Origin of the sequence: Streptomyces sp. NPDC088915 (assembly GCF_044749825.1) — a bacterium.
GTDB lineage: Bacteria > Actinomycetota > Actinomycetes > Streptomycetales > Streptomycetaceae > Streptomyces.
Genome location: NZ_JBIVIR010000024.1, coordinates 1 through 22,132 on the forward strand (window position 1 = coordinate 1; position 22,132 = coordinate 22,132).

Sequence of the window (22,132 nt, forward strand, 5' to 3'; positions counted from 1 at the left end):
CCCAGCCCCCCGCGCCGGGGGAGCGCGAGGGGGCGGCGCCAGAGCGCCCCTCGCAACCCGGCCGAAGGCCGGGTGCCGGAGCACCGGCGCCGCGCACCCGCCCGGCCCCGTGAGGCGAGGCCGGCGCCCATGGGGCTGCGCCCCGACGGCGCTCCGCGCCGGACCCGGCCACCCACGGCCGGCCGCCGCCCTGGCGCCGCACGGGCTGGTTCCGCACCCGGGGCGTTGCCCCCGGGTGCGGCAGAGAACGTCAGCCGATGGGCGCGGGGTAGGTCGCGCGGCATGTGACGTCGTAGGTGTTCTCCGGGACCTTGTGGCTGTATCGGCTGGTGGGTGCGAAGTCGTACGAGCAGTAGTTGCTCCACATGCTGCCGGGCCAGTAGACGCGGGCCATCGGCACTCCGGCCCAGTGGTGGAACCACAGTTCCAGCACGACACCGGTCGAGTAGCTGCCCTCGGTGGTGACGGTGTCGCCAACGGCGAAGCCGAACACGGAGCGCTCGCGGGCGACGGCCACCGGGTCGACTAGACGCATGGCGACCTCCTCGGAGCGTCCGTTGACCCAGTATCCCGACCACGCCACCGTGAACGCGTCGTCCTCGACGGAGGTGACGGTGCCGCGCTGGATCACGGGGCGGGCCTTCCCCACCTTGTCCCGGTCGTCGTCGTGGATCGGGTCGTAGATGAACGTGCGCTCCACCCGGTCGCCGGGGCGGTATCCGCCCGAGCGGTCGGCATAGGTGTCGCCGGGGATGTACTCGCGGGGGATGATCAGTACCGTTTCCTCGTCGTGCCACACGTCCGACTGGCCATCCAGGGCGATGTATCCGTTCAGCGCGGCGGGCAGGGCGGGGAAGCACGCGACGCTCTGCATGAGAGTGTCGAGACGGTTTGGATCCAGGGGGCGCTCGAACTCGCCGAGAACCCAGTCACCGGGGCGAACGTCAGCAATCGGGCACAGGCGGACCCCGCCCATGTCGGTACCGGCCGGGGGCTGGCGGTACAGGGAGTCGGCGGGCCTGCTGGTGACGATGAGCGGGTAGAACGCGGCGTCGATGACTGCCATGGTGACCTCCGTATGGTGCGGGTTTCGAGGGAGTCGGGGCGGCGGTGCCATCCGCCGCCCCGGGTGAGTGCGGTAGGGGTGCTCAGTACTCCCACTCGGCGCGGTTGAGTTCGATGCGGTAGGTCTCGAAGACGCCGACGGCCCGCACGAACTTCACGGCCGGGGAGTTGCGGGTGGTCGTGAGGAACTCGCCGATGACGAACGCCGTGTGAATCGAGTCGTCGGGAGCGCTGTCGATGCGCTCCAGGGGGGCGCCCGCATAGGGGCCCCAGGCGTACGAGCCGAGCAGTTCGGCGCGCCTCCAATCGGGACGTTCGGCGCGGACCTCGACCACGTCGGCGCCATCGGGGGCGATGTCCACCAGCGTGGCGAACGCGGGGGTGCGGCGGGGCTGGACCTCGGCGGTGTACTTGCCCATCTGATTCCTCCGGTGTGGTGCGGGTTTCGAGTGGTGGTGTCGGTCGGGGTGCCACCCCCTCCCAACAAGCTCTATATTACCAGTCTTGGGCCGGATCACATAGCCGGAAAGGGCATCTGACCAGGGTTTTTTCCCGGAAGTTCCATGATCTTTTAGAGGGTGTCCGGGCCTCCGCCGACCCCCCTCCTTGCCAGCCGCTTTTCCCTCCCGGGCCCCCGGCCGGCCCGCACCCCTTCGACGTCGCGCAGCTCCTCCAGGCCCTCCTCGACCTCAACCCCTCGCGGTCACCACGACGTCGCCGGCGGACGACGACGGCGCTCCGCTCCCCCACCCCGGCCACGACGGACTCCAGCCCGTCCCCCGGTCCCCGGGGGGCGGGCGTCCGGAGGAGCCCCCCGGGGCCCCGCGCAAGGGAGCGAAGCGACCGCAGCCCGCGCTCGCGCGGGCCGCAAAAAGGGCCCCCAGGGCCCGACTGCGGCGCACGGCCGGATCGCACCGAAGGTGCGATGCCCACCCCCGGGCCCGCACCCGCCCCGCCGGCCCCCACCACCAGCGCCAGGGGAGCGCGAGGGGGCGGAAGCTGATCGCTTCCGCCCATCCGCGTGGCTCAGTGCCAGATGGCTCGGCCCCAGCGGACGAACCAGTACCGGGTGCGCCCCTTCCGGAGGTTGACGGCGAGGCTCCCGCGACGGTGGCGCGCTCCCCGGTAGCGGTCGTGTACCTCGTCGGCGGGAACGGCGAGGGCCGCCGCGGTGGTGAAGTGGACCCGGAACAGGTGGTCGGCGGCGGTAGTCCGTGCGCCGTTCCACCGGTCGCCGGGAGTGAGCGCGAGGTGGGCCCGGTCCAGGATGGTCCGCGCGGCGGTCAGAGCGACGGCGCTGACGGCGGCCAGGGTGGCGGCCCGGTCCAGCGCGGCGCGGGCAAGCTGGTTGGAAGCGAGGCACGCGGCGGAGTCGCATCCTCGGCATTCGAGGTCGGCCCGTACGGCGGATTCGTCGGGTGCGGGCGGCATCCTCGCGAGGATGCCGCGGGAGTGGTCGAGCAGGGCCGCGACGCCTTCCGGGCCGCCCGCAGCGTGGTCGACCGGTTCGACGGCGCTCTCATGCAGCGCGTCAAGGAGCGCGTTACGGGCGGCGGCCGTTGCTCTGTCCAGGCCGGCGGCTGCGACGGCGCGGAGCTCAGCGCGCGTGCAGACCTCGGCCGGGGTGCAGGGGCAGCACGCGGGATCAGCGGGCTCGGGCTCGGGTTCCGGGGCCGGGAAGATGATCACGGACTCCACGGCCGCCCGGCCGGGGTCCTGGACGGTGGGGGTTCGCGCAGCCTGGTGTCCGGCGTCGCCGATCAGGCTCGCGCACTCCAGGAGCATCCTGCGCCTGCGGTGGATGTGTCCACCCGTCAAGTATTCGTGGATATCGCGGGGTTCGCACCAGTAGGTGAGGACCAAGGCCGCGTCGTCGGCGGTCGGCCGGAGGGTGAATCCGTCACGGCCGCTGGCGACGGGGTGGTGTCCGGCGGCGGCCAGCAGGGCGGTGATGCTCGCGACGGAGGGGGTTGGCACGCGCGTGTTCATGGTCCTCTTTCGGGTCGGTGTCGGGCTTCGAGAGGCCGGGGCGGCGCGGCCATGCGCCGTCCCGGCCGGTACGGGGGTGCTACGAGACGGGGGCGAGTCCGGCCGGCTGCCAGCGGACGGGCCAGCGGTCGCCGAAGTCGACGGCGATCCGGCGGGTCCGCTCCTCGACGAAGGTTTCGATCTCGGTTACGCGGCCGGTCTCGGGCTCGGTGTCCTCGTCGTGGATCTCGCCCCGGCGTCGTACGGTGTCGCCCACCGACCACCACACGGCGCCGTCGTCGTCGACGGCGGCGGGCAGACCCGCCGTCGAGACACCAAGGTCGGCCGCCGTGCAGGTGGCGCAACTGAGCCGGGTGCCCGCCTGGTACAGGGGCCCGTCCTGCTCGCACCCCGCGCAGTGCCCCGGGGCGATGTAGCGCGGCTCCTGCTCCCGCACCAGGGCCCCGAGCGCAATGTGTGCGGGGTCCATCAGCAGGACGTACGGGGGATGGTCGCCCGACTCGGTGCCGGACACCACGACACGGCCGTTATGCAGGGTCGTGATCCGAGTCAGGGTGACGGGCTGGTCGGCGAAGGCGTCGGGGTAGCGCTCCCCCTCACCGCCGAAGACGTAGGGGGCGCGGTGCACGGGGCGGACCTGGCGGTACCCCTCGCGCTCGATCTCGGTCCAACTCGCGAACCGCCATCCGGCCGGGGCCTGCGTGCGGCAGGCGCGGCGACGCTCGATCTCTGCGGCCGTCGAGGCGCGGGCGTCGGTCATGCGCACCAGCCGTTCAGCGGCCTCGTACTTGCGGGTGTGGTTGGTTCCGGCCGTACCGTCCTCGGCTCCGTACGCCCACCAGGGCGAGGAGCCCCGGCCCATCTTCCGTACGTGCCCGGCCGGTTCTGCCGCGCCGTCGACGTAGACCGGGGTGCGCCCCTTGTCGTCCGGCTTGCCGTAGCGGTAGCGGGTCTTGATGTCGCTCATGCCGTTCGTTCCTCTTCCGGTGTGGGTTTCGAGTAGTCCGCCGTCCGGGGCGCCACCCCCTTCCAACGGTTTCTATATTACCAGTTTTGAACCTGATCACCTAGCAAAGTAGGGCCTTGACCAGGAAGTTCACGCTCAGGCCCCGCACCCCCGGTGGGGGCGCGGGGCCTGGGCGTATCAGCTGCGGCGCTCCTGGTGCTTGCGCTCGTACTCGGCGTGCCGGGCGAGCGTCTCGGGGTCGTCACACTCGACGAACACATGGAAGGCCTTCATCGAGAGATCCGTGTAGAGGTTGGAGCCGTGATCGGCGTTGTACGCCTGCGCGATCGACTTCAGCTCTGCCTCAAGCTCCTTCAGGGCCTGCGTGCGGCGCCACCGGGTGACCTTCCCGCCCTTGTGATCGGCCACTTCTTCGGCGATCCATCCCCATCCCTGGGGGATGTTGTCGATGCCGATGCGGATGGAGCCGTAGCCGGGGCCGACGCGGACCCGGAACTTGATCTGCGCGGGGGCCTCTCCGATGGGGTCGAACCGGTAGGTCTCCAGCGTCTGGGACATCAGCCCCGCCCCCTCCTGGACGAGGGGGGTCTGGCCGGCCTTGCGCGCCATCTTGATGTCCGCGCGGATGCCTGCGGCCCGCTCCTTCATCGGCTGTCCGGTCCGGTACTTCGCCCCCTTGCTGTAGGTGCTGCCGTTCGCGTCGTAGCCGCGTTCGTAAATCTCGGCCCACACCCGCGCGCGCTCTTCGCGCTCGTCCCCGGCGGCCTCCTTCAGCTTCGCCAGGAGACGGCCGAGCATGTGACGGGCGGCTTCCTTTTCGCCCTCGTGGCGGCAGGTGCCCGACTCCCGGCAGATCGGCGCGGCGCACTCCTTGTCGATCACCGCCCGCAGGGCGTCAATACGGGTACGGACCTTCGACGCCTTGGACTTGGCCATAGGGGCGTTCTCCATCTCTCGGTCTGGGGTTTCGAGTGGTGCTGCCGGACGGGGTGCCACCCCCTCCCAACAAGCTCAATATTACCAGTACTGGACCGCATCACCTAGTAGAAAGGGGTCCTGAGCAGGTGTTTTCCAGAGCCGAGGGCGGCCTGCATGATCTATCCGGGCCGGGCCGCCCCTCTTCCTCGCCAGCCGCTTTCGACGTCGCCCGCGCCGGGCCGCCGGTCCATGGGGCAGCCCGGCGGGCACGCATTCGTTCACGCGGCCATCGCGCACGGGGCGGGGTGCAGGTACCGGCCCGGCTTGCCGGGAATGGCGACCGGGGGCCAGCCGGGGGTGGCCCGCATCTGGCGCGGCGGACGGTGAATGCGGACGGCTTCCTGTTCGGCCAGGGTTCGCATCCGGGCGAGGCGGCCGGCCAGTCGGCAGGCCTCCTCATTCGCCCCGGCGGTCACCTCCGCGTACCAGGCTGCGGGGTCGTCCTCGGCCAGCCGGTCCAGGCGCTCCTCCTCCACGGCCTGGCGCCGCCACTGCTCGGCGGCCTCGATGACGGCGGCGTACCGGCGGGGGTCGCTGGGCGGGAGCTGGCTCCAGGCGAGCGATCCGTACGGGGGGACGGTCCACTCCCGCGCGCCTTCGGCGAGCGTGGCGACCTGGTGCTCGGCCCACAACTGCGGGCCGTCGACGGTCATGGTGTTCACGTGCTTCTCCTCCGGCGTCGGGTTTCGAGTGGGAGGCCGGGGCGGCGGTGCCATCCGCCGCCCCGACCGGACGGTCATGCGATCTCGTGCTTGTAGACCTCCTCCGCGCTGTCGACCAGGTGGTCCTCGCACAGCCCGTACGCGTCGGCGAGGCGCCGGAGGTTGCCGACGTAGCAGGCGAGCGCTGCGGCGCGCTCCGTGGCCTCGTCGGGGAAGGGGCGGCCCGAGAGGCGGACGAGGTGGAGCTGCCCCAGGTCCTGGGGGCTGAGCGCGTAGGTGCGTCCGAGGTGGAATGCGTCGGCGATCGCGTCGCGCACGGCGACGGCCACCAGCTCCCGCGCGGTGGTCGCGCCTTCCCAGGCTCGGGCCTCGCGGGAGAGGGCACCCAGGGGACGCAGGGCCGCACGCGCGGCCTTCACGGACGGGACGGGCGTGCGGAGCGCTTCCGGGTGGTCGAGCATCGCGGCGATGGCGATGCGGGCGCGGCGGGCGTGGGTCAAGGGTCCTCCAAGGGGTTTCGAGTGGTGGTGCCGGTCGGGGTGCCATCCCCTCCCAACAGGAACAACATTACCACTCTTAAGCCTGATCAGGAAGCATGTGAAGGGTTCCTGACCAGGTGTTTTTCACGACGCCGGCTGTGAACGCAGCTCCGCCGCCGGCGCCTCCGGGAGCCAGGCGCGGAAACGGCCCGCGCATCCCCAGGGGAAGGCGCGGGCCGATCGGACGGTGCGGGTCAGCGGCGGAACGGATTGCCGAGTTCGCCGTGCACGAGAGCCCGGACGATCTCGGCGACCTGGGAGGCACCGGCCGGCGAGGCCGGGGCGGCGATCGAGAGGAGCGGGGCGCCGTTCTGGTTGAAGGCGATGTCCCATCCGACGTTGGAGGAGATGCCGACGATCAGGTTCGCGTCGCCGTGGAAGCCGCCGCGCGGGGTGTCGGCGCTGCGCTCGACGATGACGCTGGCTCGGGGGCCGGGCTTGGCGCTCAGGCCGATCTCGTCGGAGGTCAGGGCCTCCCGCAGGTGCCGGGCCAGGGTGAGGGTCTCCTCGGCGGTGCGCTCCGTCTTCGGCCGCTCGTAGGGGCGGGCGACGACGTCGAGCGCGCCGCTGGCCAGGTCGGCCGACCATTCCCACTCGGCGGCGGTGACGCCGTGGCGTTCGCTCGTGGCCCACAGGTCGGTGAGGAGCTTGGCGGCCTGCTCCAGGACGCTCGGCGCGTACAGGGTGCCGCGCTGGGAGCGGGCGGCCTTCTCGACGGCGGCGTACGCCTCGGCGGAGTAGGCGGGGCCGTCGGCGGCAGTGTCCGTCATGGTGTCCTCTCGGTAGGTCCGGGGGCCGGTTTCGGCGGTCCCCGGGCTCGTGCTGTCGTGCCGGGTGACGGTGCGGACGGGTTCGTCTGGACCGTCACTGCCGGGCGAGGTGGACGATCATGGCGTCCGGCCGTCCCCGGCCGGTACGCGAGTGGCGGCGTGCTCGTCGAGCCAGCGGGCGGCCGCGGCAACGGTCGGGAAGAACTGGCTGTCGAGCCTGCTGTGCTTCTCGAACATCGGGGCCCACCGCTCCCCCGGGGCCGGCGGCGACAGCTCGGTCAGGTTGTAGCTGACCGTGTACGCCGCTCCGCCCCGGGGGCCGGTGGCGGGCTCGACGGCGCCGACGATGTCCTCGGGTGCCAGACGAGGGGCGTTGCGTCGCGCGACGAGGTACCACTGAGGATCGCCGGGCGGGTCGCACAGGATGCCGATCCGGGGCGGAGGGCCCTGGTAGATCCAGACCTGGCCGATGCGGCGCGGCTTGCCCCCCATGCCGAGCCGGGTGGTGTCGAACACCATCGGCAGGCCCGGCAGTTCGGCCTTCAGCTCGGTCGCGGCGCCGCACTTCGGGCAGTAGATCCGGACGGTGAGCGCCTCGTACTGGTCGCCGTGCCCGCACGCGGTCGGGTCTTCGGTCCCGAGCGGGCAGGAGTGCCCGCTGTAGGCGCTCCCTCGGAAGTCGGTGTGAATCCGGTAGTCGACCTCCCAGCCCTGGGCGGTGCAGCCTTCGCGGTGCTCGGGGGCGGTGTAGTCCAGATGTGCGGCGAGCGCGTTCAGGCCGGTCACTGGCCCTCCTTGGTCTGGGCGGTCTCGGCCTTGGCGATCCAGATGGGGCTGCCGATCAGCATCACGTCGGCGGTGTGCGTGCCCAGGCGCACGGGCCCGCGGTGGTACGCGTAAACAGCCGTACCGACCTCGCATCCGAGCGGCGCGGAGCGGCTTTCGTGCTCCTGGTGGGCGGCGGCCGCGAGGGTCGCGAGAGAGCCGGTCACCCCGGGGACCGCGAGCGCCTCGATGGCTGCTTCGTCGGTCTCCGGGTGGTCCACCGAGAGGAGTTGCAGGGCCCGCACCACGGTGGAGTCGGTCAGGGCCTCCCGGGCCGCGTACGGCAGCGAGGCGTGGCCGGGCTGGACGTTGCGGGCGGCGCCGAACAGGCACCATCCCACCGTCAGCGACGGCAGGCGGCCGACCCCGGTGTAGAGCACCAGCCGGGGGTCCTCGAACCCTGCGGTCTCGTAGAGGTCGACGTCGGCGTGCACGGCACCGGGTACGGGCGGCATCGCCTCCGGCCATCGAGCGAACAGATGCTCGGCCGACGGGATCTGCCGCTTGGCGGCCTCAATGGCGGCGTCGTGGTCAGTCACTGCTCGTCGCCCCCGATGCCGAGTTCGGCGTGCAGGGCGTTGAGTTTGTCGAGCTCGGGGCCGCCGGTGGACACGGTGAGGAAGCCTTCCATGCCCATGCCGATGACGTGGGCCTCCAGAACGCGCTGGGCGGTCTGGTGGCCGAAGGTGTTGAGGTAGGCGTCGAGGTGGACGGGGCGGCCCCTGCCGTAGCTGAGGGCGAGGTCCAGCAGTCGCTCGTCGGAGCCGGTGAGGGGGAGCGTCTCGTCGGCGCGCACGGCGGTCAGGTCGACGTCCGCGGTCAGGGCGCGGCCGGTGCCCGGGACCTCCGCCCACGCGAGGGCGACGTGGCGGGCGAAGTCGCAGCGGCCGGGCAGGCTGGTGGAGGTGAGCAGGTGGGTGGCGGCCCGCTTCAGCTCGCTGCCGCTGAGCTGGGCGCCGGCAGTGAGCGCGTCGGCCATCTCCTCGTGGGAGAGCGATGCAGGGCTCGGGGTGACGTCGCGTCGCATGGTGTCCTTCTCAGTTGTTGGCGAACTGGTGCAGGGCGTAGTCGTGAGGGCTGTTTCCGGCGACGGCCGCCGAGACGCGCCGCATGAAGGTCTGGTAGGCGTCCTCCTGCGGCGGGGTCAGGACGATCCGCTCGGGTGTCCCGCTGTCGGGGCCGGCCGCGGCGACGGCTTCGAGCAGCACGTCGACGTCGGGCTGGTGCGGCAGTTGCCAGACGGACAGGCCGCGGGTGAAGTCCTCGACCATCTGCCGGTCGTCGCCCTCGCGGCCGGGGTCGGCCCAGTCGTCGGCCATCTGCTGGAGGAAGTCCCCGAGCTGCGTGTGGTCGACGCCGTCGAGCGCCTTGCGGAAGTGGTCGAGGGCGGCGGCCACGGTGGCGACGTCGGCCGGATCGACGTCGGCCGGGTAGAGGGGGGTGTGCTCCCATCGGCCGTCGGGCGCGTAGAGGGTGTAACGCCCGGCGGGCCGGTCCCGGTCCGGTTCGGAGCGCCCGATGTTCGTGCCGGTGTGGCGCAGGGGGTTGGGCAGTGCCTGGAACAGGCGGCCCCATGCCTCGTGGGCGCCGACTCCGTCCAGGTCCGTCGGCAGGTCCCACACGTCCTCGTCGCCCTCCTGGACGGCGCGGGCGTTCAGGGCGAGCTGCATGAGCAGCGGTTCCTCCATGCCCATGAACAGGCTCAGCCAGTCCTCGTCATCGGGCAGCAGGACGCGGGTCTTCTCGGGGGTGTCGGTCATGCGCTGGTCTCCTTCACGGCCGGGGCGGCGAAGGGGTTGGGGGCCGCGCCGGAGAGGATCTTGTGGACGAGTTCGGCGACCTCGCGGGCGCCGTCCTCGGTGGCGGGGGCGGCGATCGGGTGGGGGCCGGCGCCGGCGATCTCGTCGACCCGGATGTCCCAGCCTCCGCTGGTGAGCGCGAGGGAGACGAGGGCCTGGCCCCGGTGGCCGAAGCGCGGCCCGCCGGGCAGCGGTTCGACGGCGACCCGCTGGCCGGGCCGCACGGTCAGCCCCCTGGCGCTGAGCTCGCCGATCAGGGTGTCCCGTACGGCGTGCCGCTCGGCGCCGGTCAGCTCGACGCGCGAGCAGTAGCGGGCGGCCAGGACCTCCAGTACGCCGACGGGCAGGCTCGTGACGGCGGCCCAGTCCTCGCGGTCGATGTGGTGCTCCTGCCCGGCCGTATACAGCTTGCCGAGCAGTTCGGCGGCTTCGGCCAGGACGCTGGGGGTGTAGATGACCCGGGAGCCGTACAGGGGGCGGGCGCTCTGTTCCTCGCGGGTCCATCGGCGGATGTCGATCTTCGCGGCATCCAGAGCGGTGGTATCGCTCATCGGCGGCTTTCTCTCCTAGGTTGTACGGACGGGGGTCCGGGGCCGATTAGCGCGGCCCCGGGCCCCTACTGTGTCGTGCTGCTCAGACCTTCCGGGCCGGATCAGGCGAGGATGGCCCGCAGGGGTCACGCCGGGATGCGGCGGGCCTGGATCTCGCGGTGGGCCACTTCGGTCTCGACGCCGTTCTGGCGCAGCACCTGGGCGGCCTCCTCCGCGATGCTCACCGACCAGTGGACTCCCCGGGCGTCGGCCACGGCGATCTTCACCAGGCGGGCGCGGGCGTCGGCGACGTCCTCCAGGAGGCCGACGGCGAGCAGCGCGGTGTTGTCGACGAGCCGGGCGACGCCCGGGGCCGACAGCACCGTGTTCGCGATGTCGGGGTCCAGGCCGGTGCGCGGTTCGGCGGCCGGGATCTGGTGGGCCGCCGGGATGTGCCGGCGGATGTCGAGCGTGAGGTCGCTCGGCTCGTCCGGGGTGCCGTGGTCGAAGCCGAAGGTGGTGATGGTGACGCGGACCATGGGGCGGGTCTCCTGCGAGGTGGGGCCTGCCGGGGGTTCCCGGCAGACGGGCGGGCGTGGCCGTACGGCCTGTTACGGGTGGTCGAGGTGGTCGAGCGCGCGGCGCAGCAGGGGCCGGTGCGCGGTGTAGAGGGTGCGTCCGGCGGCGGTGATCTCGGCATCGAGCTGGTCGAGGGAGCCGAAGCTCCACCAGTTGGCGTCGAGGGCGTCGTCGGCGGCGACGGCGGTCACCGTGGCGGGCAGCAGGTAGAGCGCGCTGGTCGAGGCGACCCAGGCGTGATCGGAGTTGCGCCAGTCGTCGACGACGACGCGGCCGAGGATGACCGGGCGGTGGCCGGAGAGGTCGATGCCGGTCTCCTCCCGGAGCTCGCGGACGAGCGCGGCCGGGGCGGTCTCGCCCGGGTCGACCATGCCGCCGGGGATCGCCTCCTCGTGGTTGTCGTCCCGGGTGATCAGCAGGACCCGGCGGTCCTGGCCGGTGCCCGCGACCACGATCGGGTCGGCGGCGGCGTTCTCGCCCCAGCGGCCCAGGTTCCGGCCGGTGCGTCCGGTGCGGCCGTGCGGGTGCAGCGGCCAGCCCTTCGCGTCCAGCGCGTAGGGGACGAGCGCGGCGGACCGGCGGCGGTCCCAGTCGGTCACGTCGGCCGGCGTCGCGGCGGCCTCGGCCCAGTCGGGTACGTGGCGGGCCAGGGCCGCGGGCAGCAGCTCGGGCGGCGTGATGTCCGCCGGCGTGTACTGCGGCCAGTTCACCGACCAGCGGCGTCGTTCGGCGGGGATGGTCTCGGTCATGAGGTTCCTTCCTGGGTGGGGCCGCCTCGATGGCGGCGGCCCCGGGGGCAGGGGGGTGGTCAGGCGCCGAGGTAGGCGGCGGCGAGGTCCACGAAGTGGTCGTGGCGGGCCAGGGCCTCCTCGCGGGCGCGGGCGAGGGTCTCGGTGTCGGTGTCCGCCCCGCGCAGGGCGTGGGTGGCGGTGACCATGGCGTCGGCGGCCTGGCGGACGGCGGGGTCGGTGATGAGGACCCGCAGGGTGACCAGGGGGCGGGTGATGGCGGAACGGGTCTGGTGGGAGCGCGAACGCAGGTCGGCCAGGCGGTCGGGGGCATCGCCCTTGAGCGTGGCGTCGCCGCGTACCCACATCGCGGTGCGGTGGTCGGAGATCGCGGCGGCCAGCTCGGTGACGGCCGCCAGGCGGTCGCGGCGCAGTGCTTCGCCGCGGGTGGCGCGCTCGGCCTGCTCGGCGGATCGGCGCTGGTACCGGCCGGTGACGACGGAGCCGGCCAGGGTGCCGAGTACGGCGAGGAGGGTGGTGAGGATCGTTCCGAGCATGGTGGTCCCCTTCTGCGGAGCGGGTTTCGAGTGCGGTGCCGGTCGGGGCGCCACCCCTTCCAACACATAAAACAATACCACCTTTCATCGATGCCGGGTAGGGGTTTGCCGCGCGTCGCCGGTCAGGAGTCGCAGCGGACGCACTGGCTGTCGTCGAGCGGGGCGTCCTGGTGGGCGGCGGCGAGTTCGGCGACTGACCGCACCGGCGTCCAGGCCGGGCCGGCGCACCAGTCGGTGGGGCAGGAGACGCGCGCCTCGAACCGGACGTCGCAGGGGTCGCCGTCGTCCATCCAGCGCACCCGCAGGGACTCGCCTCCGGCGCCGAAGGTGCCGGTGCGGTACTGCACGTCCGGGCCGGGGGCGTCCCAGTCGAAGAGGTCCGCGGCCGCGTCCCCGAAGGTGCGGCGGACGTCCGCGAGCGCCTCGGCGGCGCGCTCCTCGCGGGCCAGCCGCTCCAGGACGGTGCCCAGGACCGGCAGCTCCTCGGCGAAGACGATGTGGTCGAACCCCTCCCTGGCCAGGTGCGGGTGGGCCGCGACGATCTGCGCGTGCTGGGTGGCGACGACGTCCGCCGGGACGCGACGGTTCGCGGGCCGCGCGGCGTTGCGGGCCTGCGCGACCGAGGGAGCGGTGCCCATCAGCAGGGCGACGACCGGGGCCCCGTGGCTGCGGCCGGCGCCGATGAGCGCCTGCCGGTCGGCGGCGTTGGCGCTCGTGGAGTCCACGGCGGTCCGCAGGCCCAGGCGCAGACGGGCGTCGAGCATCGTGTGCAGGGCCTGCCACACCGGGCCGTTGACCTGTTGGCTGCCGGGGTCGTCCGCGCACATGGCCCGCAGGTCGTCGGCGCGCAGGACCATGTGCGGCTCGAACATCTTGCTGGCGCGGGTCTTGCCGGAGCCGCTCGCCCCGAGCAGCAGGATCAGGGCGTGGGGGAGGTTGAGCACTTCCTCGGGAAGGAGGAGGGACTGGGTCATCAGGCTGCCTTTCGGAAGGGGAGGACACGGGCGAGGAGAGCGGGGGTGCGCAGCGGCACGATCCCCGCGAGGCGGCGGCCGCGACGACCGCGCCCCTTGACCTGGTACATCGCGGCGTCGGCCTGCTTGAGCGCGGCGGACACACCGGCTTCGGAAAGGCCGGCGGTGCGCGCGGTGCCGATGGAGGCGCCGACGGTCAGGGTCAGGTCGCGGTAGGCGATGGGGGCGGTGAGCAGGGCGTGCAGCCGGGCGACTCGGGCGGACAGGCCGGGACCGTCGGGAAGGGCCACGGCGAACTCGTCGCCGCCGAGCCGTCCGGCCACGGCCCCTTCGACGGCGGCCCACTGCGCCAGTCGGGCGCCGACGGCGGCGAGAACGGCGTCGCCCGCCGCGTGGCCGAAGCGGTCGTTGACCGGCTTGAACGCGTCGAGGTCTGCGAGCAGGACGGCCGCGGGGCCCGCCGCCAGGACGTCCTGGGCCTGCGCGGTCCAGGCGGACCGGGTGGGCAGGCCGGTGACCGGGCACGTGCGGGCCTGGGCGAGCTGGCCCTGGAGGTCAGCCACCTGGGCCAGCAGTTCCTCGGCGGCGGGCACGACCTCGGCGAGGGCGGTCCGCAACTGCTGGGGGCTGGCGTCGGGGCGGCCGAGGTCGGCGCGGACACGGTCGAGCAGGGCGCCGGTGCGCATGGCGGGCATGGTGGAGGAGGTTCCTTTCGAGCGGTTCGGGTTTCGAGGGGGCCGGGGCGGCGGTGCCATCCGCCGCCCCGGCGGGGAAGGTCAGCGCAGGGCGGCGCGGATCGCGTCGGCCTGCCGGGGGTTGTGGGCGTACGGGAGGGCGGTGGTGGCGACCAGCTCGGTGGCGGGGCGGCCCCGGAAGCACTCACCCTCGCGGTCGCGGTCGGCCAGCAGCTCCTCGCGCAGGCCCTCGGGGATCACGGCGTACGGGGCGACGAGCTCCAGCACGGTGGCGGGGTCGCTGATGTCGTACGGCGCGCCGCCCGCGAAGACCAGGTGCTCGGTCTCGGCTCCCTCGCCGTCGGGCTCGTCCCAGGCGCTGGCGAAGTAACTGGCGAGCGGGGCGTCCCATCCGACGCGGACGGTGCGGCCGGCGGGAGCTCCGCCGAGCGGGGTCAGGGTGTGGCTGGACAAGGTGTCTCCGTTCTGCGGTCTCGCGGTCCGGGCGGTCCGGCTCCGCCCGCGCTGCCCGGACCGGTCGGGGCCGGGCAGCACGGGCGCAGTCAGCCGCGCCGGGGGCGCCGGGCGCTGCGGTCGCACCTGGAGGCGTCGGGGCCGGGGCCGTTGAGGCGGACGCTCAGCAGGTCCTCGCGGACGCGGACCGGGGTCCAAACCCGGCCCCGGCGGCACTCGGTGACCGGGCAGGCGCTCGCCGCCTCGAACCCGCGCTCGCCGTACCGGATCGCGAGCACGGACCCGCGAAAGACGATCTCCCCGTACAGGTACGTCTGGTCGGTCTCGGTGGTCACCTGGACCAGGTGGTGGGCGACGTCGCGGCCGAAGCGCAGCGCCGCCGCCTCCCAGGCCCGGAACCAGGGGGTGAAGGTGTAGTTCTCGCCGAGCAGCTCCAGCATCGGGTCGGTCGGCGGGGTGCTGATCTGGTGGGTCGGACAGGTTGTCATCTCTACAGCTCCGTACGGGGGTCGGCCCCGGGGAGGCCGCCGGTCTGGGCGGTCGCCCCGGGACAGGGACGGGGCGGATTCAGCGGCGGGAGCCGCGCGGCGTACCGGCGGCGGCGTTGCCGTTGGTCTGCGCCTGGCCGCGCGCGAGGCGGTAGGCCGCCGCCCTCTCCGGCGTGTTGTGCGCCTCGTAGTCGGAGCGGGCCTGAGACAGGAGATTCCGAACGGTCTCGGACGGGGTCTTGGACTGGGACTGGGGCACGGATGCCTCCGGTATCGGGTTTCGAGTGGTGGTGCCGGTCGGGGTGCCATCCCCTTCCAACACAGAGAACATTACCAGTTCTCAACCGACCGCACAAGAGGTGCGGTGTGTCTCGCGGTTCGGGGAGGGCTCACGGGGCCGAGGTGAGCGCCTCGGTCAGGGCGGGCCACAGCACGGTGTCCCGGCCCCATACCGGATCGACGAGGGCGACCTGGTGGGCGTCGACGGCGGCCCGTACGGCCTCGCGGTGACACCCGCGAAACTCCAGCCGGACGTACGACTTGGGCACCCGGTCACCGAACACGGTGTGCGCGTGGTCGCCCCAGGTGGTGACGAGGATGCCGCCCACCGGCCCGCGGCTACAGGCGCGGTGCACAGCGAGTAGCAGACCCGCGTCGCGAGCGGCGCGGGTGAGTCGCTGGAGGCCCTCGGTGTCGGTGAGGCACGTGACGGCGGCCCGCTGCCGCCACCGCCGGCCGTCGAAGGCGCGACCGTCCAGGCCGGGCTGGGACTGGGTGGTCACGCACCCGGCCCGGTTCAAGGCGGCGAGGACGGGCACCAGGGGGCCGGTCTCCTCGTCGGGGCCGCTGCGGTAGACGCCACCGGGCAGGGCCGCGAGACTCCCCTCCAGCCACTGCGCGGTGAGTTCACCGAGGGCGGTCAAGGTGCGTGCGGAGGACCAGGTACGAGCTGCTGAGCGAGACATTGCGGGTTCCTCTCCGGTCCGGCGGTGCAGGGGGCGGCCGCCGCACGGCGGCCGCCCGGGGGGTCAGTACGCGGGCAGCTCGGGGGCGTCGACGCTCACCGGCGCCGGGGCGGCCGGGTCGAACATGGGGGTTCCGCCCGCGTGGATCACGGCGCGCTGCTGGCCCAGCAGGGCGTTGCAGCGGTTGAGGAGCTGACGGGCGTCGCGGGCCGTCTGAAGGTTGCCCCGGTACACCTCGATGTCGCGGATCGCGAACTCCAGCCACATGAAGTCGCCCTTCTGGACCGGGATGCGGACCAGGTCGGGGTTGGACTGGGTGACGGAGGCCGCTCCGACGCTCTGGTAAAGGCGGCCGATCAGATCGGTGCTGTGACTGCGGTATCCGAGGTCCGGACGGGCCCGGCGGGTGCACTCCTCGGCGTGGAGCAGGATCTGCTCGAACCGCTTCACCTCGACGAGGCTCATGCCGATGTACTCGACGCGCGGGGGCTCGGGGCGCTGCGGAGGCGTGCCGTAGACGGTGCCGCGGGAGGTCCGGGTCATGGACGGTCGCTTCTTGCGGAAGAAGAACATGAGGACGGCTTTCTTGATCAGTGGGCGGAGGAGGGCAGCGGGGGCTTGTGGACGTCACGGTGCTCGACGGCGGTCTCGCGGCCGGTGACCTCGATGAGTTCCTGGGTACGGCGGGCGAGGCCCACCGAGCTTTTCCGGACTACCGGGAGCACGTGGCACCGACCAGGGCGAGAGCGGCGGCCGCGGCGTCGGGGAGGGTCTCGCAGACGGGCACGCCGTGACGGCGGGCGACGTAGATCAGGTACCTGTTCCGCTCCGGGTTGGGGCAGTCGGGCGGGCAGCCCAGCACGGCCCTGCCGCTGCTGACGTCCAGGCCGAATTCCACATTGGTGGTCATCCCCGGGAGGGTTCGCAGGTCGCGGGGAATCCAGAACAGGATCGCCGTCGCCGCCGCGCGGGCGTCGGTCTCCCAGTCGACCTGGGTCTCGTACCGGTCGGCGCGCTGACCGTTGCGGGACTCGGGACTCAGCACGGTGAGCGGCTGATCGCCGGTCCACAGCGCGTCCAGGGCTGCCGCCGCGGCCGGCCGCCAGGACGGTACGGGGGCGCTCTTGTCCGGTGTGGGCCCGGCGAGGAACACGGACGGAAACGGCGCGGCCGGGAGTGGTTCGCGGGCCATGACGAGGTCGACGGTCATGAGCTGGTTCCGTTCTGTGCGGCGCGGGCGGCGTGCTGCGGGGTCCAGGGCAACGGCAGGCCGTCGTCGATCTGTCTGGGCACCACGTGGACGTGCAAGTGGTAGACGCTCTGGGTCGCCGCTTCCCCCTTGGACGTGATCAGGTTCGCGGCGGGGTACTCGGCCATCAGCTCGGCGGCCCGGCGCATCACCGCGGCGGTCACCTCCGGGTCGGTGCCGGCGTCCTCGACGTGGACTCGCGGCAGGACGAAGACGTGGCCCGGGTGGACGCCGCCGCTTCGCGGGCGGACCGCGAGGGCGTCGGGCCATTCCCGCGCGATGACGGCCGGGGCTTCCCCGGCGGCGATGGCGCAGAAGACGCAGTTCTTCACGTCAGGACTCCTTGGTCCGGAGGTCGTAGGTGGCCTCGGCGATGGGAGGCTCGGCGTGGCCGTAGCCGAAGGAGATGATGCGGATCATGAAGTACCTCTCGTAGCGCGGTCGGGGGTTCGAGCGGAGCGCGGGGTGGCGGTGCCGGCCGCCACCCCGGGGTGAAGCGTTCAGTCGAGGGTGCGGACCGTGACCTCCAGGTCGCGCGGGTCGGCGGCGGCCGCCGCCTTGAAGTCGCGCAGCTCCCGGTCGCTGTAGATGGCCTTCTGGTCGCTCGGTCCGCCGGTGACGGTGTTGACCTTCTGGCCGGTGCGGGAGGTGGCGGTGACGACGTACTTCGCCATGGGGCGGAACTCCTCGGTGATGGGCGCGGAAGCGGGCGGGACTGCCCGGCTCCCCTTGGCCCCGGCGCGGCGGGTGCGCACCGGGGCCGCGGGCAGCCGTCAGTACCAGGCGCGTTCCACGTCCGCGTCCAGCTCGCGCGCGGCCGCCTTCAGGGTCTGCTCCAGCCGCTCCTGGGTCTCGGCCTCCTGAACGTCCTCGGCCTCCTGGCACACCTCCTTCTCGAACATCGCGTGGGCCGCGAGGGCGCGCAGGATGCCGATGACCGGGACGACACCGCCGTAGCGGTTGAGCTCGCCCACGGCGAGGACCCGGCTCTTGCTGACCGCCAGCTTCCTCTCGACCGCGCGCAGGGCCTCGGCGGCCTCCTGCCAGGTGGGGCCGGGCGCGATCCACTCGGCGACGTCGTCCAGGAGGAGCGCGACGAACCGGGCCCCGCCGTACGCCGCCAGGGCGGGCATCAGGTCGAAGAGGTCCAGCGCGGTGCCCCGCCACGCGAAGGCGACGATCGCGAGGACGATGCACGCGCAGTTGCCGAGGGCCTCGACCAGGACGGCCGCCCGGCGCAGAACGGCGGCGGCGTGGGCCTGGCCGCGCGGGTCGCCGTGCATCGGCGTCCGGCAGATCACGCAGGTCAGGCTGAGCGGGCTGTTGAAGGTGTCGCACTGCTTGCACTGACGGTTCTTCAGGATGCGTCGGATACGCACGGGTGCCTCCGGGTGAGGTTTCGAGTGGTGGTGCCGGCCGGGGTGCCACCCCCTTCCAGCAACTAGAACAATACTAGCTCTAGAGCTGATTAGCAAGGGGTGGCGGTTCGCCGGGGGAACTTCGGGGGTGCCGCCCGCGGGGCCCTGCCGGGCCCCGCGGGGTCACTCGGCGTCGTCGCCGCTGTCCGACGTGCGGTTCTCGCGGGCGAAGCTGCGGGCTCCGGCGTTGTCGACGGCCCTGATGGCGGCCTGCCCGGCCTTCATGCCCTCGCGCCCCATGTCGAAGCCCTTGCCTGCGGCGTTGGCGGTCGCGCCGACCGCATTGGCGGCGGCGCCGACCGCGTTGACGGCCGCCGTGGCGGTGCCGGCCACGGCCGTGACCGTGTTGAGCGCGGCGGCCAGGCCCCCGCCGCCGCGCCGGGTCACGGGCTGCTTGCCGCCCCGGGCCGCGGCCTTCTTCGCGGCGAACGCGGCGGAGGCGGTGCCGCCCCCGGCGGGCGCGGCCTTGACCGCCGGTCCGCGCCTGCCCTCCAGGGTCTTGCCCCCGGGCAGGTTCACCCGGAAGCGCTTGTTGGGCTCGAAGTTCTCGACGATGGACTTCACCATGGCCGGGGTCATCGCCTCGACGGCGAAGAAGCACTTCGCCTTTCCGCCGCCGCCCTTTCCCCGGTGCATTTCCCCGCAGGACGCCATGACGGTCGTGCCGGACACCAGCAGATTCAGGCGGCGGGGGGCCGGGGCGTTCTCCCGGCCGGCGCAGCGGATGGGGGCCCCGTCGAAGCTGAGGGGACCTCGGATGGTCAGTGAGGGTGCGGTCATGCGGATGGACTCCTTACTTGCTCTGGGCGATGGCGGTGGCGGTGGCAGTGACCTTGCCTCCGAGGACGGTGCGGCCGGTGGCGGTCGCGGTGGCCTCAGCGGTGGTGCTTCCGCCGTCGCGGGGGCGGCGGAGGTCGGAGAAGAGGCCGCGGACCACGAAGGCGACGACGGTGACCGCCGCGGCGAAGGCCATGAGCATGTAGGCCAGCGCCTCCAGCCAGGGGCCGGCCAGGGACAGGCCGTACGCGGCGAGCGCGGCGCTCCCGGCGGCGGACCACATCAACAGCGCGGCGGTCTTGGCCCAGGCCGGGATCGACTGGGAGCCGCCCCGGACGGGGACCGGCGCGGTCTCGTGGCGGACGTAGGCCCACTGCTGCGCGCCGCCGGGGAGGGTGACCAGTTCGACCCTCGGAAGCGGGGCCTCCGCCGGGACGGGGTGGGCCGGGACGTACGGCGCGACGGGCGCGGGGCCCTGCGGGGCCTGGGTGATCGTGTAGACGGTCTCCGGGTCGGTACGGGCGGGGTGGTTCATGATCGGGGAAGCTCCTCGGGGAAGATCGTTTTATGGCGGTTTGGGGGGTGGTCACGACCTGGGACACGGAGCGTCCTCGCAGGTCAGGGGGGTGGCCGCCCCCGGGACACCGGCCCGGGGTCCTGGGACGCGTCCCAGGACCGGGGCCGGGTGTCCTACGGCCGGGCCAGGCTCTGACCTGCACGGATGCCCGGCGGCCTAGGGCCTGGCCTAGGGGTCAATTGCGGATCTTCCGGGCAGCGTCGACGGCTGCCTCGACGTCCGCCAGGAGGTAGCCGCGGACCCTCTTCTCCTCGCCCGCGACGCGCCACCGCTTGGGCTCCAGCTCCACGCCGGTGCCGTCCAGCTGCTCGTCGATCAGCGCGCCAAGCGCCTTGCCGAACCGGCCCTCGTACGTGGCGTCGTCCTCGTCCTCCGCCTGGGCCCACTGGCGGGGGTTCCAGGCGGCGAACGCGGTCCGCACGTCCGCGAGCGGCACACGGTCGGCCTCGTCCTTGAACGTGTCGAGCAGGACATCCAGCACGGTCGCGTTGGCGGCGGCCTGCCCGGGGCGTCCGGGCTTGCCCCGTCCGCCGGGGCCGCCGGCTGTGGAGGTCAGCCCGGTCATCTGGACCAGGTACGCCTCGATCGGGTCGTCCCACTGCCCCGGCAGACGTCCGGCGGCCCGCCGCAGCTCGACGCCGACGGCGATGATCTCCGACGCCTCCCCCGCGTTCTCCTCGTCGATGAGGAAGGAGCGGGCGAGCTCCTCGGCAATGCCGTCCATGTCCAGCCAGCCCAGGCCCCGCTTGTCGCGGGGGATGTCGTGGGCCCGCATCCCCCGGCCGGTGGCGCCCTTGCCCAGGATCGCGTTCGTGCCATCGGCGTCGGCGGTCCGCTGGGCCCACCGGCCGGTCATGTTGCCGCGCAGGCCGGCAGGGATGACGTCGACCTCCGGGTGCTGGGTGGCCACCACCAGAAGGACGCCCAGGCCCGCGCCGACGCTGGAGAGGAATTCCAGCCGGGAAAGCCGCGCGGCCGCGCCCGGCACGTTCTTGCGGGTGTACGTCGCCAGTTCGTCGATGATGAGGATTTCGATGCTCAGCTGCTTGAGCAGCTTCGCCGTCATCTTCGATTCGCCGAGCGAGGCCAGCAGGTCCTCGCGCCTTTCGATTTCCGCCTCGTAGGCGTCGAGCAGGAGATCGAGCCGGTTGCGCTCGCGGCCGAACATCGTCGCGGCGATCGGCGCGTAGACGAGGTGCTCGCCGGTGGGCTTCCCGTCCACGATGCGCACGTTGATCCTGGGGTCCAGGGCCAGTGCGCAAATCAGGTTCCGCAGCGCCATGCCCTTACCGGTTCGGGTCGCCCCGCCGATCAGCAGCATGATGTCGCGGATCGTCAGGCGCCGGGTCTCCCCGCGCTTGTTGTAGGCGATCGGCGCCCCGTCGTTCCACAGGTCCAGCGCGGTGGTCTGGCCCAGCAGCGGGGACCGGCGCACCTTCTCGAACGGGTCGGAGGTCGCGATCCAGAACGAGCACCGGGTCGGGTGGCCGTCCTGCTTGATGTCGAGCCAGTTCTCATCGACCTGGAGCGCGCCGGCAATGCCCTCGCGCTGCTCGATGAGCTTGGAGACGGTCACGTGCGCAGGCAGCTTGAACACGCACTGCGAGGCGTTGATGTCGGCCCGCTGGATGAGGCCGACCAACTGGATCTCGTCCTCCTCCTTGAACGACGGGACCGCGATCCGCAGCGCCCGGTTGATCTGCGCATCGGTCAGCGGGGCGTCCTCGTCGAGCGCGGCCGGCTCGAAGACCACGTAGTCGTCGCCACGTCGGCGCAGTTCGCGTGCGCCGCACGCGTACATGACGCCGATGACCGGGATCAGGGCAGGGAAGGCCACGGCCAGGCCCCACACCTGGGCGATGCCGATGACGGCGGCGGTGTAGGAGGTGAAGCCGGTGGCGGACAGGATGGTCAGGTTCTCGCGGCGGCGGGCCTTGCCGACCTGCTTGCGCTCGGCGCGGAGCTGGGCGACGTCACCGTTGTCGGCGAAGCCCTTCTTCTTCGCCTCGCGCTTGGCCTCGTCGATGTCGGCGCCGTACTCGGTGGCCAGCAGGTAGCCCCACGCGGCCCCCAGCTCCGCGTACAGGCCGATGGACGAGAGCTTGACGATCCGCCACACGTACACCGGGCTGTGCGCGGCGTGGTATCCGGTGGCGTGCGCGAGGACCTCGCCGCGGTGGCGCCACACGTCGGGGTTGGTGAGCGAGGCGGGGATCAGCGTTTTCAGGCCCCGGCGGCGCTCGTCGTCCATCTGCTCAATGACGAACGGCTCGCCGTCGACCTCGGAGGAGAGCTTGACGGTGCCGGTGCGGGCGTCGGCCAGGCCGGCGGCGCTCGCGCGGACCTGGTCACGGGCGGCCTGCTCCAAGTGGTCGCGGGCCTCGGGCGGCAGCCGCTTCGTGAGGTCAAGGACCTGTCCGCTCGGTGCGGAGTGGTCGGTGGTCTGGGTCATGATGGGCGGTGTTCCTCTCTGTGGGGGACGGGGGCCCGGCCGGGTCGCGTCAACTTCTCCGGCCGGGCCCCGCGGTGTGCTCGGGGTGCTCGGGGG

At 72.8% G+C, this 22,132-nt stretch carries 30 protein-coding genes; all 30 read right to left on the reverse strand.

Features of this window, described 5'->3' with window-relative positions; genetic code table 11:
- Positions 1 to 250: 250 nt before the first annotated feature.
- Positions 251 to 1,066: a hypothetical protein gene (locus ACIP5O_RS33030; protein WP_401300285.1), complete on the reverse strand. Its 816-nt coding sequence runs from the start codon at positions 1,064 to 1,066 to the stop codon at positions 251 to 253.
- 82 nt (positions 1,067 to 1,148) lie between these two features.
- On the reverse strand, positions 1,149 to 1,484 hold the full coding sequence (locus tag ACIP5O_RS33035; protein ID WP_401300287.1) for a hypothetical protein: 336 nt from the start codon (positions 1,482 to 1,484) through the stop codon (positions 1,149 to 1,151).
- 607 nt (positions 1,485 to 2,091) lie between these two features.
- The gene (locus tag ACIP5O_RS33040) at positions 2,092 to 3,054 is read right to left on the reverse strand and encodes a hypothetical protein (RefSeq protein WP_401300290.1); all 963 of its coding nucleotides are present in this window, start codon (positions 3,052 to 3,054) and stop codon (positions 2,092 to 2,094) included.
- A 79-nt stretch (positions 3,055 to 3,133) separates the two neighbouring features.
- Positions 3,134 to 4,021: a hypothetical protein gene (locus tag ACIP5O_RS33045; protein ID WP_401300293.1), complete on the reverse strand. Its 888-nt coding sequence runs from the start codon at positions 4,019 to 4,021 to the stop codon at positions 3,134 to 3,136.
- Between the two features lie 177 nt (positions 4,022 to 4,198).
- A complete protein-coding gene (locus ACIP5O_RS33050; RefSeq protein ID WP_401300296.1) occupies positions 4,199 to 4,957 on the reverse strand; it encodes a hypothetical protein in 759 nt (252 codons plus the stop codon).
- Positions 4,958 to 5,217: 260 nt separating this feature from the next.
- Positions 5,218 to 5,652, reverse strand: coding sequence for a DUF2742 domain-containing protein (locus ACIP5O_RS33055; RefSeq protein WP_401300606.1), 435 nt, complete (start codon positions 5,650 to 5,652; stop codon positions 5,218 to 5,220).
- An 83-nt stretch (positions 5,653 to 5,735) separates the two neighbouring features.
- Positions 5,736 to 6,161 carry a hypothetical protein gene (locus ACIP5O_RS33060; protein ID WP_401300299.1) on the reverse strand — a complete coding sequence of 142 codons (426 nt, stop codon included), beginning with the start codon at positions 6,159 to 6,161 and terminating at the stop codon, positions 5,736 to 5,738.
- Positions 6,162 to 6,394: 233 nt separating this feature from the next.
- On the reverse strand, positions 6,395 to 6,970 hold the full coding sequence (locus ACIP5O_RS33065) for a hypothetical protein (RefSeq protein WP_401300302.1): 576 nt from the start codon (positions 6,968 to 6,970) through the stop codon (positions 6,395 to 6,397).
- Between the two features lie 117 nt (positions 6,971 to 7,087).
- Positions 7,088 to 7,756, reverse strand: a complete 669-nt coding sequence (locus ACIP5O_RS33070) for a hypothetical protein (protein ID WP_401300305.1) — start codon at positions 7,754 to 7,756, stop codon at positions 7,088 to 7,090.
- Complete coding sequence (locus ACIP5O_RS33075) at positions 7,753 to 8,334, reverse strand: hypothetical protein (RefSeq protein WP_401300307.1); 582 nt, start codon at positions 8,332 to 8,334, stop codon at positions 7,753 to 7,755. Before ACIP5O_RS33075 ends, ACIP5O_RS33070 begins: the two co-directional genes overlap by 4 nt.
- Positions 8,331 to 8,822, reverse strand: a complete 492-nt coding sequence (locus ACIP5O_RS33080; RefSeq protein WP_401300310.1) for a hypothetical protein — start codon at positions 8,820 to 8,822, stop codon at positions 8,331 to 8,333. The genes ACIP5O_RS33075 and ACIP5O_RS33080 overlap by 4 nt, the downstream gene beginning before the upstream one ends.
- Before the next feature lie 10 nt (positions 8,823 to 8,832).
- Complete coding sequence (locus ACIP5O_RS33085) at positions 8,833 to 9,555, reverse strand: hypothetical protein (RefSeq protein WP_401300313.1); 723 nt, start codon at positions 9,553 to 9,555, stop codon at positions 8,833 to 8,835.
- On the reverse strand, positions 9,552 to 10,145 hold the full coding sequence (locus ACIP5O_RS33090) for a hypothetical protein (protein ID WP_401300315.1): 594 nt from the start codon (positions 10,143 to 10,145) through the stop codon (positions 9,552 to 9,554). The genes ACIP5O_RS33085 and ACIP5O_RS33090 overlap by 4 nt, the downstream gene beginning before the upstream one ends.
- Before the next feature lie 125 nt (positions 10,146 to 10,270).
- A complete protein-coding gene (locus tag ACIP5O_RS33095; RefSeq protein ID WP_401300317.1) occupies positions 10,271 to 10,663 on the reverse strand; it encodes a hypothetical protein in 393 nt (130 codons plus the stop codon).
- A gap of 72 nt (positions 10,664 to 10,735) precedes the next feature.
- On the reverse strand, positions 10,736 to 11,452 hold the full coding sequence (locus tag ACIP5O_RS33100) for an NUDIX domain-containing protein (RefSeq protein ID WP_401300320.1): 717 nt from the start codon (positions 11,450 to 11,452) through the stop codon (positions 10,736 to 10,738).
- Between the two features lie 59 nt (positions 11,453 to 11,511).
- Positions 11,512 to 11,988 (reverse strand): hypothetical protein, encoded by a 477-nt coding sequence (locus ACIP5O_RS33105; RefSeq protein WP_401300322.1) that lies wholly within the window; start codon positions 11,986 to 11,988, stop codon positions 11,512 to 11,514.
- A gap of 122 nt (positions 11,989 to 12,110) precedes the next feature.
- Positions 12,111 to 12,962 carry an AAA family ATPase gene (locus ACIP5O_RS33110; RefSeq protein ID WP_401300325.1) on the reverse strand — a complete coding sequence of 284 codons (852 nt, stop codon included), beginning with the start codon at positions 12,960 to 12,962 and terminating at the stop codon, positions 12,111 to 12,113.
- Positions 12,962 to 13,657: a GGDEF domain-containing protein gene (locus ACIP5O_RS33115; RefSeq protein WP_401300328.1), complete on the reverse strand. Its 696-nt coding sequence runs from the start codon at positions 13,655 to 13,657 to the stop codon at positions 12,962 to 12,964. The genes ACIP5O_RS33110 and ACIP5O_RS33115 overlap by 1 nt, the downstream gene beginning before the upstream one ends.
- An 81-nt stretch (positions 13,658 to 13,738) precedes the next feature.
- A complete protein-coding gene (locus ACIP5O_RS33120; RefSeq protein ID WP_401300331.1) occupies positions 13,739 to 14,110 on the reverse strand; it encodes a hypothetical protein in 372 nt (123 codons plus the stop codon).
- Positions 14,111 to 14,199: 89 nt separating this feature from the next.
- Positions 14,200 to 14,598, reverse strand: coding sequence for a hypothetical protein (locus ACIP5O_RS33125; RefSeq protein WP_401300332.1), 399 nt, complete (start codon positions 14,596 to 14,598; stop codon positions 14,200 to 14,202).
- 79 nt (positions 14,599 to 14,677) lie between these two features.
- On the reverse strand, positions 14,678 to 14,857 hold the full coding sequence (locus ACIP5O_RS33130) for a hypothetical protein (RefSeq protein ID WP_401300335.1): 180 nt from the start codon (positions 14,855 to 14,857) through the stop codon (positions 14,678 to 14,680).
- A 130-nt stretch (positions 14,858 to 14,987) separates the two neighbouring features.
- A complete protein-coding gene (locus tag ACIP5O_RS33135) occupies positions 14,988 to 15,563 on the reverse strand; it encodes a DUF6919 domain-containing protein (RefSeq protein WP_401300337.1) in 576 nt (191 codons plus the stop codon).
- A gap of 63 nt (positions 15,564 to 15,626) precedes the next feature.
- On the reverse strand, positions 15,627 to 16,106 hold the full coding sequence (locus tag ACIP5O_RS33140; RefSeq protein WP_401300340.1) for a hypothetical protein: 480 nt from the start codon (positions 16,104 to 16,106) through the stop codon (positions 15,627 to 15,629).
- Positions 16,107 to 16,275: 169 nt separating this feature from the next.
- Complete coding sequence (locus tag ACIP5O_RS33145) at positions 16,276 to 16,773, reverse strand: nucleoside 2-deoxyribosyltransferase domain-containing protein (RefSeq protein WP_401300343.1); 498 nt, start codon at positions 16,771 to 16,773, stop codon at positions 16,276 to 16,278.
- Positions 16,770 to 17,144, reverse strand: coding sequence for an HIT family protein (locus tag ACIP5O_RS33150; protein WP_401300346.1), 375 nt, complete (start codon positions 17,142 to 17,144; stop codon positions 16,770 to 16,772). The genes ACIP5O_RS33145 and ACIP5O_RS33150 overlap by 4 nt, the downstream gene beginning before the upstream one ends.
- Before the next feature lie 168 nt (positions 17,145 to 17,312).
- Positions 17,313 to 17,486 (reverse strand): hypothetical protein, encoded by a 174-nt coding sequence (locus ACIP5O_RS33155; RefSeq protein ID WP_401300348.1) that lies wholly within the window; start codon positions 17,484 to 17,486, stop codon positions 17,313 to 17,315.
- Positions 17,487 to 17,585: 99 nt separating this feature from the next.
- Positions 17,586 to 18,191 (reverse strand): hypothetical protein, encoded by a 606-nt coding sequence (locus tag ACIP5O_RS33160; protein WP_401300350.1) that lies wholly within the window; start codon positions 18,189 to 18,191, stop codon positions 17,586 to 17,588.
- 162 nt (positions 18,192 to 18,353) lie between these two features.
- The gene (locus ACIP5O_RS33165; RefSeq protein WP_401300353.1) at positions 18,354 to 19,010 is read right to left on the reverse strand and encodes a hypothetical protein; all 657 of its coding nucleotides are present in this window, start codon (positions 19,008 to 19,010) and stop codon (positions 18,354 to 18,356) included.
- A 13-nt stretch (positions 19,011 to 19,023) separates the two neighbouring features.
- Entirely contained in the window at positions 19,024 to 19,542 is a 519-nt protein-coding gene (locus ACIP5O_RS33170; protein ID WP_401300356.1) for a hypothetical protein, read from the reverse strand.
- A gap of 217 nt (positions 19,543 to 19,759) precedes the next feature.
- Positions 19,760 to 22,036 (reverse strand): hypothetical protein, encoded by a 2,277-nt coding sequence (locus ACIP5O_RS33175; protein ID WP_401300359.1) that lies wholly within the window; start codon positions 22,034 to 22,036, stop codon positions 19,760 to 19,762.
- Positions 22,037 to 22,132 lie beyond the last annotated feature (96 nt).

Coding starts and splice junctions, on each gene's coding strand:
- ACIP5O_RS33030 (WP_401300285.1), bottom strand. CDS start 1,066: ATGGCAGTCATCGACGCCGCGTTCTACCCGCTCATCGTCACCAGCAGG.
- ACIP5O_RS33035 (WP_401300287.1), bottom strand. CDS start 1,484: ATGGGCAAGTACACCGCCGAGGTCCAGCCCCGCCGCACCCCCGCGTTC.
- ACIP5O_RS33040 (WP_401300290.1), bottom strand. CDS start 3,054: ATGAACACGCGCGTGCCAACCCCCTCCGTCGCGAGCATCACCGCCCTG.
- ACIP5O_RS33045 (WP_401300293.1), bottom strand. CDS start 4,021: ATGAGCGACATCAAGACCCGCTACCGCTACGGCAAGCCGGACGACAAG.
- ACIP5O_RS33050 (WP_401300296.1), bottom strand. CDS start 4,957: ATGGCCAAGTCCAAGGCGTCGAAGGTCCGTACCCGTATTGACGCCCTG.
- ACIP5O_RS33055 (WP_401300606.1), bottom strand. CDS start 5,652: ATGACCGTCGACGGCCCGCAGTTGTGGGCCGAGCACCAGGTCGCCACG.
- ACIP5O_RS33065 (WP_401300302.1), bottom strand. CDS start 6,970: ATGACGGACACTGCCGCCGACGGCCCCGCCTACTCCGCCGAGGCGTAC.
- ACIP5O_RS33080 (WP_401300310.1), bottom strand. CDS start 8,822: ATGCGACGCGACGTCACCCCGAGCCCTGCATCGCTCTCCCACGAGGAG.
- ACIP5O_RS33085 (WP_401300313.1), bottom strand. CDS start 9,555: ATGACCGACACCCCCGAGAAGACCCGCGTCCTGCTGCCCGATGACGAG.
- ACIP5O_RS33090 (WP_401300315.1), bottom strand. CDS start 10,145: ATGAGCGATACCACCGCTCTGGATGCCGCGAAGATCGACATCCGCCGA.
- ACIP5O_RS33095 (WP_401300317.1), bottom strand. CDS start 10,663: ATGGTCCGCGTCACCATCACCACCTTCGGCTTCGACCACGGCACCCCG.
- ACIP5O_RS33100 (WP_401300320.1), bottom strand. CDS start 11,452: ATGACCGAGACCATCCCCGCCGAACGACGCCGCTGGTCGGTGAACTGG.
- ACIP5O_RS33105 (WP_401300322.1), bottom strand. CDS start 11,988: ATGCTCGGAACGATCCTCACCACCCTCCTCGCCGTACTCGGCACCCTG.
- ACIP5O_RS33110 (WP_401300325.1), bottom strand. CDS start 12,962: ATGACCCAGTCCCTCCTCCTTCCCGAGGAAGTGCTCAACCTCCCCCAC.
- ACIP5O_RS33115 (WP_401300328.1), bottom strand. CDS start 13,657: ATGCCCGCCATGCGCACCGGCGCCCTGCTCGACCGTGTCCGCGCCGAC.
- ACIP5O_RS33125 (WP_401300332.1), bottom strand. CDS start 14,598: ATGACAACCTGTCCGACCCACCAGATCAGCACCCCGCCGACCGACCCG.
- ACIP5O_RS33135 (WP_401300337.1), bottom strand. CDS start 15,563: ATGTCTCGCTCAGCAGCTCGTACCTGGTCCTCCGCACGCACCTTGACC.
- ACIP5O_RS33140 (WP_401300340.1), bottom strand. CDS start 16,106: ATGACCCGGACCTCCCGCGGCACCGTCTACGGCACGCCTCCGCAGCGC.
- ACIP5O_RS33145 (WP_401300343.1), bottom strand. CDS start 16,773: ATGACCGTCGACCTCGTCATGGCCCGCGAACCACTCCCGGCCGCGCCG.
- ACIP5O_RS33155 (WP_401300348.1), bottom strand. CDS start 17,486: ATGGCGAAGTACGTCGTCACCGCCACCTCCCGCACCGGCCAGAAGGTC.
- ACIP5O_RS33165 (WP_401300353.1), bottom strand. CDS start 19,010: ATGACCGCACCCTCACTGACCATCCGAGGTCCCCTCAGCTTCGACGGG.
- ACIP5O_RS33170 (WP_401300356.1), bottom strand. CDS start 19,542: ATGAACCACCCCGCCCGTACCGACCCGGAGACCGTCTACACGATCACC.
- ACIP5O_RS33175 (WP_401300359.1), bottom strand. CDS start 22,036: ATGACCCAGACCACCGACCACTCCGCACCGAGCGGACAGGTCCTTGAC.